Raw genomic sequence first — 16,367 nt, 5'->3', positions numbered from 1 at the left:
AGCTAGATCTCGGTTAGATCTTCATAACTCCGCCCGAACTAGCGTTAGTAACCAGTTTGGAGTAACGAGCCAGGTAGCCGGTTTTTACTTTCGGCTCAAAGCCCTTCCAGTTAGCACGGCGGCTGGCCAGTACTTCTTCATCAACCAGCAGCTCGATTTTGCGGTTGTTCAAGTCGAGCTCGATGATATCGCCATCCTCAACGAATGCGATCGGGCCACCTTCCGCAGCTTCCGGAGAAATATGACCGATGCTGATTCCGCGCGAGGCGCCTGAGAAGCGGCCATCGGTAATCAGGCCGACCTTGGCGCCAAGGCCCATACCTACAATTTGTGAAGTAGGAGCGAGCATTTCTGGCATTCCCGGACCACCCTTTGGTCCTTCATAACGAATAACGACGACACAGCCCTCTTTTACTTTGCCGTTGGCGATTCCCTCCAACGCTTCCTCCTGAGAGTCGAAGCAGATGGCTGGACCTTTATGATATCCGCCGACAGATGGATCGACAGCACCAACCTTGATGACCGAACCTTCCGGAGCCAGGTTGCCGTATAAAATGGCGAGCCCGCCTTTTTCGGAGTAAGGATTATCGATCTTGTGGATGACGCTGGTATCTTTAATCTCACAGTTGGCTACGTTCTCTGCGAGCGTCTTGCCGGTAACTGTCATCTGCTCTCCGAAGATAGCCCCCGGCTTCTTCAGCAGCTCATGAATAACGGCGCTAACGCCGCCTGCCCGGTCAACATCCTCGATAAAGATATCTGTTGCCGGTGCCAGCTTGGAGATATGAGGAACGCGGTTAGCTACTTCATTGATCCGTTCCAGTGGATAATCGATTCCAGCTTCCTGCGCCAGAGCGAGGGTATGCAATACGGTATTGGTAGAACCGCCCATCGCCATATCCAGAGCAAAAGCGTTATCGATTGATTCCTTGGTTACGATATCGCGAGGCTTGAGATCAAGCTTGATCAATTCCATCAGCTGCTTTGCGGATTTTCTTACGAAGTCGCGACGCTCATCAGATACGGCAAGTATTGTACCGTTACCTGGCAGTGCCAGTCCCAGCGCCTCGGCCAGACAGTTCATGGAATTAGCGGTGAACATTCCCGAACAGGAGCCGCAGGTTGGACAACCGAACTGTTCAAGTTCCAACAGATCCGAATCATCAATTTGGCCCGCTTGGTGAGCACCAACTCCTTCAAATACGGAGGTTAGCGACAGCTTGCGTCCTTTGCTGTCTACGCCGGCCTTCATCGGACCGCCGCTGACGAAGATCGTCGGGATATTGACGCGAAGCGCGCCCATCATCATGCCCGGTGTGATCTTGTCACAGTTCGGGATGCAGACCATCCCATCGAACCAGTGAGCCGATACAACAGTCTCTAATGCGTCGGCGATAATCTCGCGGCTTGGCAGAGAGTAGCGCATTCCGATGTGCCCCATAGCAATGCCGTCATCCACGCCGATTGTATTAAATTCGAACGGAACGCCACCCGCTTCCCGGATCGCCTCTTTGACGATTTTACCGAACTCCTGCAAGTGAACATGTCCAGGGACAATATCGATGTAGGAATTACATACGGCGATAAACGGTTTGTTGAAGTCTTCTTCCTTAACGCCGGCGGCGCGGAGCAAGCTGCGGTGCGGCGCACGGTCGAAGCCTTTTTTGATCATGTCTGAACGCATTTTCTTGGCTGTCATAATAGACGATCCCCCCATAATAAGAATTTATTAGATTTTGGAACTTTACACCGCTAAAGGTTTTCTTTACAGTCTATCATATGTATTCTGCTTTTTCTAGCAAACAAAAACAGTAAAATATCTGAAAAAAACGTCGAATGGAGTGGAAGTTTGACCTGAAATCAATGGATTTGGCGCCTAAAACGGAATATAAGATGGTGTAAGGCAGGAGCGTCCTCGTTGCAAAAAAAAGAAAACTCCTGCAAATGCAGAACTTTTCTGAAAAACTTAATTGGTTATGAAAAAGTATAAGTTTTCCAAAAAGAGTGCTATATATTGGTTAAAATTAATGCGAGAATTGGTTAATCTGCCAGTTAAGCGCGTAGAGTGAATAGGGGCAATTAAGCTAACAGAGGGAATATTGCGGACAGAGTGAATTGGACCAACAGAGAGAATTGAGTGAACTGATCCTCACAGAGTGAACCGAGTTAAGTGAGCGAACTAGGCAAAAGGTGGATAAAGTCAACAGAGTAAACAGGGCCAAGCTGGGCCGATAGGGCTAACGGAGCCAACAGGTGAACTGAGAAAACTGGCCTAACAGGCCGAACTAAGCAGCAGAGTGGACAACGCTAACAGGTGAACTGAGAAAATTGAATGAGCTGAGCCAGCAAAACGAGCAGAGTGAACAGGGCAGGCTGGGCGAACAGAGTAAACAAGCTAACAGAGCCAGAGCGAACTAGGCAAACAGAAGGATTGAACGAACTGAGCCAGCAGAGTGGACCGAGTTAACTGAACGAACTGGGCAATAGAGTGGACAGCAGAACGAGTAGAGTGAACAGGGCAGGCTGGGCGAACAGAGTAAACAAGCTAACAGAGCCAGAGCGACTAGGCCAACAGAGTAAATAGAGCTAACTGAACGAGCTGAGCCAACCAGAGTTCACTATTGAGAATCTAACGAAACTCCAAAGCGCTATTTGTCCGAAAATAGGGGTGGAAAAAATCTAACGAAACCTCATATCGTTATTCGGGGCAAATCAAGGATTTTCGCGCCAAAATGTACTAAATAGGGCTCCACAGTTTCGTTAAAATCCCAAAGAGCCTATTTGTCCCTGAATAACGCTCCCCAGTTTCGTTAGAGCTAGCAGCCAGTTCAGACTACTCCCGGATTCGATGATTCTCACCCACTGTCAAGAATCTAACGAAACTCCAAAGCGCTATTTGTCCGAAAATAGGGGTGGAAAAAATCTAACGAAACCTCATATCGTTATTCGGGGCAAATCGAGGCTTTTCGCGTTAAAATGTACTAAATAAGGCTCCACAGTTTCGTTAAAACCCCAAAGAGCCTATTTGTCCCTGAATAACGCTCCCCAGTTTCGTTAGAGCTAGCAGGCAGTTCAGACTACGCCCGGATTCGATGATTCACACCCACTGTCAAGAATCTAACGAAACCCCAGAGCGCTATTTGCCCAAAAATAGGGGTGGAAAAAATCTAACGAAACCTCATATCGTTATTCGGGGCAAATCCAGGATTTTCGCGCCAAAATGTACTAAATAAGGCTCCCCAGTTTCGTTAAAATCCCAAAGAGCCTATTTGTCCCTGAATAACGCTCCCCAGTTTCGTTAGAGCTAGCAGGCAGTTCAGACTACGCCCGGATTCGATGATTCACACCCACTGTCAAGAATCTAACGAAACACCAGAGCGCTATTTGCCCAAAAATAGGGGTGGAAAAAATCTAACGAAACCTCATATCGTTATTCGGGGCAAATCGAGGCTTTTCGCGTTAAAATGTACTAAATAAGGTTCCCCAGTTTCGTTAAAATCCCGAAGAGCCTATTTGTCCCTGAATAACGCTCCCCAGTTTCGTTAGAGCTAGCAGACGGGTTCAGGCTACGCCCGGATTCGAAAAGTCTCGCCCACTGTCAAGAATCTAACGAAACTCCAGAGCGCTAAAGTCTTAATGCTTGCTTGCTGCACTTGTGCCAAACGAGTGGGTGGCCCGGTGCTCCAGGTCAACGATCCATTGTACAGAGGGCTCGATCAGCGGCGCTGCCAGTTTGCGGACGAATGGCTGACAGAGCAGCAGGGTCAAGGCAACGGCAGCTGCAACAAGCACCAGTGAGGCTACATCGCTATGAATCCAGCTGTAAATAGGGGACAGGGCAGCGAGCCGGACAATAAAACCGTGCAGCAGGAATACATATAAGGTTCTGCGTCCCATATCAGTGATGCTGCTTTTTCTCCAAGGCACGAAAGCCAGAAAGCTAGCCGCGGCCAGAGCTTGCAGTATATATAGCAGCATACGAAATATTCCGGTGTACCATGCGATTTGTCCCAATTGGCCATAGGTCATATTGCCATACAGCCAGCCGGGGGATATGTTCAATCCGCCCAAGGCGATCCAGAGGAACAGCAGGGCTGATGCGCTTAGGGCGAAGATTTTTACCTTGTGTGTGAACAAGAGCTTTAACCGTGCGTAAGAGAAATGATAACCGATAATGAAGAATGGGAAAAATACCAGTGTCCGCGAAATACTGAGCCAAACCCCATCAACCGGCAGATAGCCAACCAGCACACCGAGCAGAACCGCAGTGATAACCTGTTGAAGGGGTGTCAGCTTTTGCAGCATAATCAACAGCAGACGCCAGCAGAAATGGCTGGCCAGGAACCAGAGCAGCAAGTAAGGGGCGAAGTAAGAATAATGTGTGTTATGAACATGGAATAATAGCGCGTCCAGCGCCAGATAGAGGGTCTGAAAGATCATATACTGCATCGCGATTTGCAGCAGTACCTTGCGTCCAGCGCCTCCAAATAAATTGCTTTTCGCGAAATATCCGGTGACGAATACGAATAAAGGCATATGAAAAGTAAAAATCCACATATATAAAGCTTCCATGCCATGAAGTCTCGTAATTAACGGTTCGATGGCGTTGCCTATAAATACACAGACGATGAGCAGAAAGCGCAGATTCAGAAAAAAGGTCTCTCCCCGCGAACTTATCGAATGATTGGTCATGACGATTCTCTCCTTATCCGGCGGCTTCCGCATGGTTGTCGAGTCGGTACGTTTTAAAATAACTTATTGAAAATTTTGAGGAATCTTCGTTCAGCTATAAGGTACTATTTTTACAGGATCCACCTTGTGATAATAATCACAAAAGAAAACGCTATCAGCCAGGGGGAATGTGTCGATCTGTTGACAACTGCTGAAGTGTCGCTTTTGTCTGGATTCGTACTTCAAGGTACAATAGAGGAAGATATCGGGTCGTGAAAAATAAATATAGGGAAGTGAGTCGATGCCGAAAGTTACTGTGCATGGTCAAGAGGTTCCGTGCAGAGGGATATTGTTTGATAAAGACGGTACGTTGCTGGATTTTATGCCAATGTGGGGGGCTTGGGCCACTGTGCTTATCGGATTGCTTGATGAGCATTTGACCACTCTGGATAAAGAACCAATGGGTCATAGAAAAGAATCGCTTGGGTTGTTCAGCGACCAGACGGGAAGGATCATTGGATATGATAAGGCCGGGCCAATTGCGATGGGGACAGAGGAAGAGGTGACGGCGCTGCTGGCCTGGCATCTGTATGCTGCCGGAATCCCCTGGAATGAAGCGACAGTGCTGGTCAGGCGTTATAACAAGTTGGCGATGCAGAAGCTGGAGCAGGACAGGAGGGCGTTGCCGCTTCCGGGACTTCCGGAGTTTCTGGAGAATTGTCACAGATCGGGGATCAAGCTGGCAGTAGTGACTTCGGACACGGTGAAAGAAACTGAAAAGCATCTGGATTGGATGGGGCTGAGCCGTTATTTTCCAGTAGTTGTTGGTAGAGACCGGGTATCCAAGGGGAAGCCGGATCCGGAGATGGCATTACTGGCTGCGCAGGAACTGGGCCTTACGCCACAGCAATGCATCGTTATTGGAGATAGCAATGGCGATATGGTGATGGGGAAGCAGGCCAGCGTTGTGTGTACAATTGGCATTGCCCCAGACGGGGATGGCAAGCAGTATTTGCTTGATGCGAACTGGGTTGTTCGCGGATATCATGAATTGTCGGTTCAGTAAATACAGGGGTGTTCGCTTGGGATAAGAAAACCAGTTCGAGTTCAGTTTAAGGATGAAACACCGCGATGTGAGGGCATAGCTTTATCCAACTTCTCGGTGCTGAAAATCGGTCTTTTTGAACTTTTCGAACATCTACATGAAGAATAAAAAGGGGTCAATGACGATGGATATGACGAAGATAGAACAGTTAGCTGCCTGGATGCAGGAGAGCCAGAGGATCGTCTTCTTCGGCGGGGCAGGGATCTCCACTGAGAGTGGAATTCCTGACTTTCGTTCGGCAGCGGGAATTTATCAGACGGAGACGGCTTCGCCCTATGCACCTGAAGAAATTTTAAGTCGGTCTTTTTTCAACCGTCATCCCGAGGTTTTTTATGATTTCTATAAGATGAAAATGATTCACTCGGAGGCCCGTCCTAATCCGGCGCATCTCTGCCTCGCTAAGCTGGAGCAGGCGGGACAGCTGACGCATATTATTACACAAAATATCGACGGATTGCATCAAATGGCCGGCAGCAGGAATGTACTTGAGCTGCATGGTTCGATTCATCGCAATTATTGCATGGATTGCCGTCAGTTTCACAGCCTGGATGAGGTGATGCAAAGCGCTTCAGTCGTGCCGGTCTGTCATAGCTGTGGTGGAGTGGTCAAGCCTGATGTCGTGCTCTATGGAGAGAATCTCGATAACCAAGTGCTCTCAGAGAGCATCCAGGCGATCGCTTCGGCAGATATGCTGCTGATCGGAGGGACGTCCTTAACGGTACAGCCGGCCGCACACCTTGTGACTTATTTTAATGGAGATCGGACGGTGCTGCTGAATGCCTCGCCAACGGCATATGACCATCATGCCGACCTATTAATTACAGATCCGATCGGAGCGGTGATGGAGAAAGTAGGCCGGATGCTGCCGCCAGCATAATCGAGACGACCTGATATAGGCACTTATCTGTCTGCGCAGCGTACAATATCCGTATACGATGGATAATTCTACGATGTGAGGTGGGTATGATGATCGTTCTTCCGCCGGGGGAATCGGAGCAGATTGGGCAGATGAATCTGACGGGGCTGGAGCAGCAAATTTTGCGGATGAAGCAGGAGAGCGCAGTACAATATCGCTATGATTCTATCGCCGATCTGAAATTTGAATTAACAGCCAGGGGGAAAATAGTAGAAGCGGCCAGGGCGCTCTATGACAGCGGCGTGGGCTTTGCCACTTTTGAGAACTCACGCTGTAATCAAGACTACTGGGTTCGGCTTAGCAACGGGGGATTTCAACAGCGTAGCGATGTCACTCCAGCGGAGGCCATCCGCGATATTTTCCATAATGGCCGCAAGTATGCCTTCGAATGTGCTACAGCGATGGTGATCGTCTTATATCAAGGCGTCATGGATATGATCGGGGATCAGGCGTTTAATACTTATTTCGCTAATCTGGTGCTGTATGATTGGAAGTATGATAGCGATTTGCGCATTAATTCGGTCAGTGGGGCGGAAGCATTTCCAGGGGATGTAGTCTATTTCAAAAATCCCGATTTTGATCCTTCCATGCCGCAATGGCAGGGGGAGAACACGATCGTAATGCCTGATGGACGTTATTACGGCCACGGCATCGGCAACGTAACTGCGGATTATATTATCCGCTCTTTGAATTCGAGAAGGAAGCCGGGAAGTACGACGTCTGCGTATTTGATGGACGATGTGGAATCCTTGGATTTTGCTTATACACAGAGGCTGAGTAACGGTGTGGCGAGAATCGGTTCGAGCGTCTATTTGCTCGCTTGATATCGTGATGGACATCAGCTATCCTGTTGGTAGTAGAAATTATAGGGGACACCCTCAACTGCGTTGTCAGGCAATGGGGGTGTCCTTTTTTGGATTATGGGACTGTCATCCGTAAACCGTCCTAGTATATCAGCTTCTTTATGAGTTAGCAGGCGTTGTCAGTTCTGCCCGGGGGCATTTCTGCGGTACTCGCTTGGCGATTCACCGTAAAATCTACGGAACTGGCGTGAGAAATACAAGGCATCGGTTAATCCGACAGAAGCGGAGATTTGCTCGATGGAGAGTTCCGGCCGCTCCCGCAGCAGCTGACGGGATTTGTCTATCCGCAGCTTAAGCAGGTAAGTGACAGGAGTCAGCCCCGTCGTCCTCTTGAAGATCCGTGACAAGTAAGCCCGGTTGTACCCCAGGCTGGAGCACATTTGTTCAATAGAGATCGGATGGGCGTATTGACTGCTCATATAATGGATCATTTGCTTGACGGTGCGCTGCACTCCCGATTCCCCGGTCGGCAATGCAGACTCGCGAACGAGTCTCTCTTCAGCTTCGGCCATAATCAGGTGCAGATAACCTAATGAAGCCAGATGGGAGCTAGGCTTCCGTGTGCGGAAGACCTGAAGCACGGATTCGAGCACTTCAGGAATGGCGCTGGCTGATCCGGAGCTGAACGCAGCCATTTGCGGTGTAAACCCCGCACGCTGGACAAGCTCGGCTGCTTTATCCCCCGCGAAGGCGATCCAGCGGTAACGCCAGGGCTCAAGGCTATCTGAGGCATAGCTTACGAGCTGGTCAGGCTGAATCAGGAAGCAGTCTCCTGCGCTGAGAGAGTAATAAGCAAATTCAGTCTGGAAGCTTCCCCTTCCCTGCTCAACAAAATGCAGCAGGAAATAGTCATATACCTTCGGTCCCAGTCTATGATTGGCCGAGGTCTGACTCTCGCCCGCGAACAAGACATGCAGATCGCTAGTGTCGAACACTTCCGGATTAGCAGCGGCACTATAGGTTTCCTGAAGCATAGGGTGACCTCCTCTATTATTCTGACTATATTCTACTCTCTGAGGTCACATTTATCCATATAAAACTCGCATACATGCATTACGATTATATTCGATTTTTCTTATACTGGGTTCAAGGAAGCTTGAAACAATCAATCATGAATAATGAGGTGTCCATAACGATGAAACGACAAGAGATGGAACGATTGTTAATATCCCAATACGGCGAGAACGATGCAGCGATATCCGTATTCAATGCCCCGGGACGCGTCAACCTGATCGGTGAGCACATCGATTACAATGGCGGGTATGTACTGCCGGCTGCGCTGGAATTTGGAACAACGATGGCAATTCGCAAGCGTACGGATCGCAAAGTAATGTTCTCGTCCACAAATCTCACTTATAAGGGCGAGTTCGATGTGGACCAGCTTGGCAGCGTTAAGACTGGCGAGTGGGTCGACTATCCGATCGGAGTGATTGTAGAGCTTGGCAAGCTTGGCGTACAGCTCAGCAGTGGCTACGATATTCTGTTCCAGGGCGAGATCCCGAATGGGGCAGGTCTCTCATCTTCCGCCTCTATTGAAGTTGTTACCGCGTATGGACTGCTGGTGATGGAGAATCAACCTGCCGATAAGGTGGAAATCGCCAAGCTATCGCAACGGGCTGAGAATCATTACGTTGGCGTGAACAGCGGAATTATGGATCAGTTTGCTGTTGCGAACGGAGCGAAGGATCATGCGATTTTGCTGATGTGCGATACGCTGGAATATCAGCTTGTACCATTTGTGACGGGCAACTATAAGCTCGTAATCAGCAATACGAATAAGCGCAGAGGATTGGTTGATTCCAAATATAATGAGCGCCGTGGGGAATGTGATGCGGCTTTGAAAATTTTGCAGCAGGATGTACCTGGTCTTGAGTATTTGGCTCATCTGTCCCTGGAGCAATTTGCGCAGTTGAAGGGCAAGTTCACAGATGAAGTTCTGCTAAGACGGGCCACTCATGTCATTGAAGAGAATGCTAGAGTGCTCCAATCGGCCCTGGCGCTGCGCGCTAACGATTTGGTTCGTTTCGGGCAATTGATGAACGCTTCTCATGATTCGCTGCGCGATCTGTACGAGGTCAGCTGCATGGAGCTTGATGTTATGGTCGAAGAGGCACGGAACATTGAAGGCACGCTGGGCTCACGGATGACCGGAGCCGGATTTGGCGGCTGTACGGTATCACTCGTCCATGAGGACGCAATTGACCAATTCTTGTCTGCTGTAGGCGAAGCGTACGAGAAGAGAACGGGCTTGAAGGGCGAATTCTATGTGTGTGGAGTGGGCAACGGAGTTCAGGAAATGAAGGAGGAGTATTAATATGGCGATCTTGGTCACGGGTGGAGCAGGATATATCGGTTCTCATACAGTTGCGGAGCTGCTGGAGCAAGGCAAGGAGGTTGTCGTTATCGACAATCTGCAGACAGGGCATAAGGATGCGCTGCTGGGCGGGAAGCTGTACGAAGGTGATCTGCGCGATAAGGAACTGCTGAAGAGATTGTTCGCTGAGAATGAAATCGAGGCGGTGATCCATTTTGCCGCGAATTCACTGGTTGGGGAGAGTATGAAGGACCCGGTAAAATATTTTGACAATAACGTCTACGGCACACTGTGCTTGCTGGAAGCTATGGATAAGGCCAATGTGCGTAAAATCGTGTTCTCCTCCACGGCCGCAACCTATGGCGAACCGGAGAAAGTGCCTATTGAAGAGAGTGACCCTACCCATCCGACAAATGTCTATGGAGAGACGAAGCTGACGATGGAGCGGATGATGGCCTGGTTCGATCAGGTGCTGGGAATCAAATATGTGGCGCTTCGCTACTTCAATGCGGCCGGGGCTCATGCCAGCGGCAAAATCGGTGAGGATCATGATCCGGAGACGCATCTGGTTCCGCTTATTCTTCAGGCAGCGCTTGGACAACGGGATTCGATCAAAATCTTCGGGGATGATTACAACACACCTGATGGCACCTGCATACGCGACTATATTCATGTGAGCGATCTGGCGGATGCCCATCTGCGCGCTGTAGAGTATTTGCTGGGCGGTGGAGATAGCGATGTGTTCAACCTTGGCAGCGGTCAGGGATTCTCGGTCAAAGAGATGATCGAAGCTGTGCGCGAAGTAACGGGTCGCGACTTCCCGGTACAGGTTACCCCTCGTCGGGATGGAGACCCGGCTGTACTGGTTGCTTCCTCTGACAAAGCGAGAAGCGTGCTTGGCTGGAAGCCATTACGCGACAATCTGCAAGACATTATCGGCAGCGCCTGGGAATGGCACAGCAATCATCCGGAAGGATATAACGACTAAGGAGTGGGCAGAAGTGAAAGCTGAAGACAAGAACAGGCAGGATGCGCAGGCAGCTATCGAAAGACTGCTTCACTATGCACTGGAACAAGGACTATTCGATTGGTGGGATCTGGAGTATTCCCGCAATCGTCTGCTGGAATTGTTCTCCTTCGATGAGCCTTATGCCGGGGAGCTTGCAGAAGAGACGCTGACGAGTCCGGAGCAGCCGCTAGAGGTATTGATTGATTATGGCTTTGCAATCGGATTGATCCCGGAAAATACAGTGACATATCGCGATTTGCTTGACGCACGGATTATGGGGCTGATCATGCCTCGCCCGTCAGAGACCATCTCCGCCTTCCGCAAGACGGAGCAAAGTCAGGGCATTCAGGCGGCGACGGATCAATTTTACAAGTTATCTGTGGCGAGCAATTATATCCGTATGGATCGGGTTGCACAAAATATATATTGGGACCAGCCTACTGAATATGGCTCGATGGAGATTACTATCAATCTGTCCAAGCCGGAGAAAAATCCGAAGGAGATCGCAATGGCGAAGCTTCTGCCGCCTCCGGTCTATCCGAAATGCCAGCTCTGCCGGGAGAATGTAGGGTATGCCGGTCGGATCAACCATCCGGCGCGCCAAAATCTCCGCGTTATTCCGCTGGAATTGAATGGGGAGCCCTGGTTATTCCAATATTCTCCATACGTATATTACAACGAACATTGCATCGTGTTCCATCATGATCATGTGCCGATGAAGCTGACGAAGGATACCTTTAAACGGCTGTTAGCCTTTACGGCACAGTTTCCACACTATTTTATCGGATCGAATGCCGATTTGCCGATTGTCGGCGGGTCCATCCTGACGCATGATCATTTTCAGGGAGGAAGACATACCTTCCCATTGGAGAAATCGCCGATCGCAGCAAGGTTCCATCATTCATCTTATCCGGGCGTAACAGCCGGCATTGTCCAGTGGCCGATGACGGTATTGCGCTTAAACAGCCAGGACCCCGATATATTGCTGGAAGCAGCCGATGATATATATGAGCAGTGGAAGGAATATAGCGATCCGACAGTGGATGTATTTGCTTACAGTACGGACGCTGGTGAGAAGGTGCCGCATAATACGGTGACTCCGATCGTTCGCCGCGGAGCGGACGGCAGCTTCGAGATGGATATCGTGCTGCGCAACAACCGGACGAGTGAGCAGCATCCGGAAGGAATTTTCCACCCGCACCGGGAAATGCATCATATCAAGAAGGAGAATATCGGTCTGATTGAAGTCATGGGGCTGGCGATTCTGCCAGGCCGTCTCAAGGAAGAACTAGCCGATATCGCTGGTATTCTGAGCGGAGATACGACTTTGTATGATGATGTTACCTCCAATCCCGATTCCAAATTGGCCGTGCATGCTGCTTGGGTGAAGCAATTGGTTGCAGACTACGGGCAGGCTATGGTCAAAGAAGATGCGGAAGCACTGCTTCGCGATGAGGTCGGCCGCAAGTTTGCCGAGATTCTAGGACATGCCGGCGTGTTCAAGGTCACGGATGAAGGACGGGAAGCATTCCGCCGCTTCGTGACCAGCGTTGGGTACGGAGCGTTACAGGTATAATCACTAGGAATGACAGGGTGAAGCACTAGTTTTTAGGGGCTTTGCCCTGTTTTTTTGTAGGGAAGGAAGCTAACGAAACGTGGTATCGCTATTCTGCACCAATAAGGCTTTTCAAATCTCTAAAGAAACAGGGTATTGCTAATTGGACATAAAGTACGCATTGGAGCGAAAAGGTGCCTGAATAACGATGTGAAGTTTCGTTAGAATTTGGCAGGTGCCTTTTTACTTGAAATAGCGTGTGCCAGTTTCGTTAGCGTATGAGTGTAAGCGGAGTGACCCAATGTTCAGATCGGCTTCAGTCTAATACGAGATTAAGTAACGGAAAGGTTGCTGAATTTCCTGTTTCTTTGCTTTGGTTACAAGTATAATGGAATTGGATGCAATATTTGAAGAATGGGGTGTTGCAACCAAATATAGGGTTTTACGTAGTAAATATTACATATCATGATATGGTGAGTCATTTTGGTTCAAGGAGGAGAAGGGATGGATGGATTATTTTGGGGCTGCTTTATCGGCGGAGCGGTTTTTGCTTTGGCGAGTACGCTCCTGGGAGATATCATCGGAAGCTGGATCGATGGGATTTTCGATTTGATCTCCGTTGACTTTTTCAAGCCGATCATTAGTGCTTCAGCAATTACAACCTTTGGGGGAAGCGGTATTTTGTTAAGTCAGTATACCGGCCTGGGGAATGCTGCGATTATTATTTTCTCGATCCTGATCGCCCTTCTCCTCTCCGTCGTCGTGTATTTCATTTATGTTAAGCCCATGGATAACAGTGAGAATTCAATCGGGTTCTCAGAGACCGATCTGCCCGGCAAGCTGGGGGAAGTTACCATACCGATCGCCGGTGAAGGCTTCGGTGAGATCATGGTTAAGCAAGTGGCAGGGAATACGCTACATATCGCAGCGAGTTGGGATAAGAGGAACATTTCCGTGGGTAGAGAAGTGGTGGTGGTGGATATGAAGGAGGGAGTCGCCCTCGTATCCGAATTGTATGATAATAGGAAAGAAGAGGAGATGATCTAATTGATCGAAGGGTTTCCGGATTATTTGCTAATTCCATCTGTGGTTATTGCTGTCATTCTTATTCTTGGTATCGCATTCTGGGCCCGCTACAAGACGGTTAGCCCGGATGAGGCGATGCTTGTAACGGGTTCCTTCCTTGGCAGTAAGAACGTGTCAGACGATGATTCTGGTCGCAAGATTAAGATCGTTCGCGGGGGCGGCGCATTTATCTGGCCAATCTTCCAGAAGGCGGAGTTCATGTCCTTGCTGTCGCACAAGCTGGATGTGATGACGCCAGAGGTATATACGGAGCAAGGGGTTCCGGTATCCGCCGACGGTGTTGCCATCATCAAAGTAGGCAGCTCGGTAGAAGATGTGGCTACGGCTGCAGAGCAATTCATGGGCAAGCCCATTGAGTCGCTGAAGGGCGAAGCCCAGGAAGTGCTGGAAGGGCACTTGCGCTCGATTCTCGGCGGAATGACGGTTGAGGAGGTATACCGCAACCGGGATAAGTTCGCCCAGGAGGTACAGGGTGTAGCCGCCAGGGATTTGAAGAAGATGGGGCTACAGATTGTGTCGTTCACCATCAAGGATGTGCGCGACAAGCACGGTTATCTGGAAGCGCTTGGTAAGCCGCGGATCGCTGCTGTAAAGCGCGATGCTGATATCGCTGAGGCTGAGGCGCTGCGGGATGCAAGGGTTCAGAAGGCGCTGGCCGAGGAATCCGGACAAAAAGCCGAACTGCTGCGCGATACTAATATTGCGGAAGCGACCAAGGAGAAGGAACTGAAGGTCGCCGCCTTTAAGAAGGAGCAGGATACGGCCAAGGCGGAGGCGGACCAGGCGTATGAAATTCAGGAAGCGCGGGCCAAGCAGACCATGGTTGAGGAACAAATGAAGGTGGAATTGGTCCGTAAAGAGCGGGAGATTGATCTGCAGGATAAGGAAATTACGGTACGGCAGAAGCAGTATGACGCGGAAGTGAAGAAGAAGGCTGATGCGGACCGTTACGCGGTAGAACAGGCGGCGGAAGCCGATAAAGCCCGTAAAATGCGTGAGGCTGATGCATTGCAGTATTCCATTGAGGCGCAAGCGCGCGCCGAGGCGGAGCAGAAGCGTCTGGAAGGTCTGGCGGTCGCAGATGCCGAGCGTGCCAAAGGTACAGCGGATGCCGAGATCATTCGTCTTCGCGGTCTGGCTGAGGCTGAAGCTAAGGAGAAGCTGGCCGATGCGTTCCAGAAGTTCGGCGAAGCTGCCGTACTCGATATTATCGCCAAGATGCTGCCAGAATTGGCTGAGAAGATCGCTGCACCGATCGCTTCGATCGAGAAGCTGACGGTTGTGGATACCGGTAAGGGAGAGGGCGCAGCTCGTGTCAGCAATTATGTGACGGAGCTGATGGCTACAGCTCCGGAAATGATTAAGAATATTTCCGGAATAGAAGTGGAGCAATTGATCAAGGGGCTTACACAGCGGAAGATAGTTAATCCAGCTCCAGTTCCAGCACCAGCTCCAGCTCCGTCCAAGCCAGCCCCTAACGTAAATCCCGTTCAACCGCCTCAGGAATAATTCATATATTATTGAATAATATATACGGACGTCTCACGTTTATGTGAGACGTCTTTTGTTTGCATTACTAGCTTGCTATTTTCTATTTTTGGGCCAAATCATAAGTAATTTCTGGATCTGACCACCTTTTGTCCGGAATTACTGGCAACGCTTTATTCGGTCAGTTATAATGGGTGTAAGCGTTCCGGACAACTGAATATCAATTAAATGAGGTGCAAATGTGAAGATCCTACGAGTGGCCAAGGTGTTGAATAACAACGTCATTATTGCCGGGCATCCTGAGCATGGTGAAGTTGTCGTAATCGGCAAAGGCATCGGTTTCAATCGCAAGACGGGGGACACCATTCCTCTCGAAGCGATTGAGAAAATGTTCATCCTTACGAATCAGATGGAGCAGGAGCAGTACAAGCAGCTCGTGCCTCAGGTAGATGAACATTTGATCGAAGTCATTGGCGAAATTATCTCGTATATTTCCCGGAAAACGCAATCGGAGCTCAATGAACATATACATATTGCGCTAACCGATCACCTCGCATTCGCTATTAAGCGTGCTGAACAGGATCTTGCCTTCCATAATCCTTTTCTATATGAGACAAAAGAGATATACCCCCTTGAGTTTGAATTAGCAGAGTATGCGATCGACCTGATTCATAACAAACTGGGGGTGGACCTTGGCGATGATGAGATTGGATTTGTTGCGCTTCATATCAACAGCGCAATTACTAACCGGCATATTAGCGAGGTTCGGGGACATGCGCAATTGATTGCTGATTTAGTTACCATCATTGAAGAGGAGTTACAGATTTCTATTTCACGCCATTCTCTGGATTATTCCAGACTCCTTACCCATTTGAGATTTGCTATTGAGCGAGTGCGTAGAGGTGAAAGAGTTGGAGAGATCGAACGACTGGATGTGCTGTTGCAGCAGGAATATCCAAGACTGTATGCCCTGGCTGGTAAGCTGACCCAAATCATGGAGCAGCGGCTGAATAAGCCGATCTGTCATGCAGAGCTCAGTTATTTGACTATGCATCTACAGCGCATCGCTACCTCGCAAACCGACAGCTAGGGAACTTGCACTCGTTATGCAGGTTTGTTATACTTTTAACAAGTAATACAACAGAAAATTTATTATCACAATGTGTGACTGATTCGATCAGGCATGAGTTGATTAAAGTGTTTTGATTGCAACGCTATTTGTTGGGGATAATATCCTCAGAAATAGGCGCTTGCAGCGGAGTACTTTATTGCTCATGTCTTTTTTGCATTTTGAACGATTTGTTACTGTCAGAGATATTATGACAGGGGAGGGATGTTGCTTAGAGCTTAAGGGGTCGCC

12 protein-coding genes are annotated in these 16,367 nt (G+C 49.3%); 9 read left to right on the top strand and 3 right to left on the bottom strand.

The window, feature by feature from the left end:
- Positions 1-13: 13 nt before the first annotated feature.
- Positions 14-1,699: a dihydroxy-acid dehydratase gene (gene ilvD, locus DMN77_RS08655; RefSeq protein ID WP_068779840.1), complete on the bottom strand. Its 1,686-nt coding sequence runs from the start codon at positions 1,697-1,699 to the stop codon at positions 14-16.
- A 1,934-nt stretch (positions 1,700-3,633) separates the two neighbouring features.
- Entirely contained in the window at positions 3,634-4,692 is a 1,059-nt protein-coding gene (locus DMN77_RS08650; protein ID WP_179014457.1) for an acyltransferase family protein, read from the bottom strand.
- 280 nt (positions 4,693-4,972) lie between these two features.
- Here DMN77_RS08650 and DMN77_RS08645 point away from each other — a divergent pair, with 280 nt between their 5' ends.
- From DMN77_RS08645 to DMN77_RS08635, 3 genes are all read left to right on the top strand, one after another.
- Entirely contained in the window at positions 4,973-5,737 is a 765-nt protein-coding gene (locus DMN77_RS08645; RefSeq protein WP_179014456.1) for an HAD family hydrolase, read from the top strand.
- Positions 5,738-5,906: 169 nt separating this feature from the next.
- Complete coding sequence (locus tag DMN77_RS08640) at positions 5,907-6,653, top strand: NAD-dependent protein deacylase (protein ID WP_179014663.1); 747 nt, start codon at positions 5,907-5,909, stop codon at positions 6,651-6,653.
- Between the two features lie 86 nt (positions 6,654-6,739).
- Positions 6,740-7,516 (top strand): protein-glutamine gamma-glutamyltransferase, encoded by a 777-nt coding sequence (locus DMN77_RS08635; protein ID WP_229520974.1) that lies wholly within the window; start codon positions 6,740-6,742, stop codon positions 7,514-7,516.
- A gap of 158 nt (positions 7,517-7,674) precedes the next feature.
- Here DMN77_RS08635 and DMN77_RS08630 read toward each other — a convergent pair whose 3' ends face one another.
- Positions 7,675-8,529 carry an AraC family transcriptional regulator gene (locus DMN77_RS08630; RefSeq protein ID WP_179014454.1) on the bottom strand — a complete coding sequence of 285 codons (855 nt, stop codon included), beginning with the start codon at positions 8,527-8,529 and terminating at the stop codon, positions 7,675-7,677.
- Positions 8,530-8,690: 161 nt separating this feature from the next.
- Here DMN77_RS08630 and DMN77_RS08625 point away from each other — a divergent pair, with 161 nt between their 5' ends.
- From DMN77_RS08625 to glcT, 6 genes are all read left to right on the top strand, one after another.
- Positions 8,691-9,869, top strand: coding sequence for a galactokinase (locus DMN77_RS08625; protein ID WP_068780016.1), 1,179 nt, complete (start codon positions 8,691-8,693; stop codon positions 9,867-9,869).
- Position 9,870: 1 nt separating this feature from the next.
- On the top strand, positions 9,871-10,857 hold the full coding sequence (gene galE / locus DMN77_RS08620) for a UDP-glucose 4-epimerase GalE (protein ID WP_179014453.1): 987 nt from the start codon (positions 9,871-9,873) through the stop codon (positions 10,855-10,857).
- Positions 10,858-10,870: 13 nt separating this feature from the next.
- On the top strand, positions 10,871-12,454 hold the full coding sequence (locus tag DMN77_RS08615) for a UDP-glucose--hexose-1-phosphate uridylyltransferase (RefSeq protein ID WP_179014451.1): 1,584 nt from the start codon (positions 10,871-10,873) through the stop codon (positions 12,452-12,454).
- Positions 12,455-12,937: 483 nt separating this feature from the next.
- Positions 12,938-13,480 carry an NfeD family membrane protein gene (locus tag DMN77_RS08610; protein ID WP_068779847.1) on the top strand — a complete coding sequence of 181 codons (543 nt, stop codon included), beginning with the start codon at positions 12,938-12,940 and terminating at the stop codon, positions 13,478-13,480.
- Positions 13,481-15,028, top strand: coding sequence for a flotillin lipid rafts scaffold protein FloT (locus DMN77_RS08605; RefSeq protein WP_068779848.1), 1,548 nt, complete (start codon positions 13,481-13,483; stop codon positions 15,026-15,028).
- A gap of 220 nt (positions 15,029-15,248) precedes the next feature.
- Positions 15,249-16,097 (top strand): glucose PTS transporter transcription antiterminator GlcT, encoded by an 849-nt coding sequence (gene glcT, locus DMN77_RS08600; protein WP_179014450.1) that lies wholly within the window; start codon positions 15,249-15,251, stop codon positions 16,095-16,097.
- Positions 16,098-16,367: the final 270 nt, after the last annotated feature.

The sequence above is a fragment of the Paenibacillus sp. 79R4 genome (genome assembly GCF_013393165.1).
Lineage (GTDB): Bacteria > Bacillota > Bacilli > Paenibacillales > Paenibacillaceae > Fontibacillus.
Note: the sequence above shows the minus strand (reverse complement) of the source record. Positions and strands in the feature narration are given on the sequence as shown.

Coding starts and splice junctions, on each gene's coding strand:
- DMN77_RS08630 (WP_179014454.1), bottom strand. CDS start 8,529: ATGCTTCAGGAAACCTATAGTGCCGCTGCTAATCCGGAAGTGTTCGAC.
- DMN77_RS08625 (WP_068780016.1), top strand. CDS start 8,691: ATGAAACGACAAGAGATGGAACGATTGTTAATATCCCAATACGGCGAG.
- DMN77_RS08645 (WP_179014456.1), top strand. CDS start 4,973: ATGCCGAAAGTTACTGTGCATGGTCAAGAGGTTCCGTGCAGAGGGATA.
- galE (WP_179014453.1), top strand. CDS start 9,871: ATGGCGATCTTGGTCACGGGTGGAGCAGGATATATCGGTTCTCATACA.
- DMN77_RS08635 (WP_229520974.1), top strand. CDS start 6,740: ATGATGATCGTTCTTCCGCCGGGGGAATCGGAGCAGATTGGGCAGATG.
- DMN77_RS08650 (WP_179014457.1), bottom strand. CDS start 4,692: ATGACCAATCATTCGATAAGTTCGCGGGGAGAGACCTTTTTTCTGAAT.
- DMN77_RS08610 (WP_068779847.1), top strand. CDS start 12,938: ATGGATGGATTATTTTGGGGCTGCTTTATCGGCGGAGCGGTTTTTGCT.
- DMN77_RS08640 (WP_179014663.1), top strand. CDS start 5,907: ATGACGAAGATAGAACAGTTAGCTGCCTGGATGCAGGAGAGCCAGAGG.
- ilvD (WP_068779840.1), bottom strand. CDS start 1,699: ATGACAGCCAAGAAAATGCGTTCAGACATGATCAAAAAAGGCTTCGAC.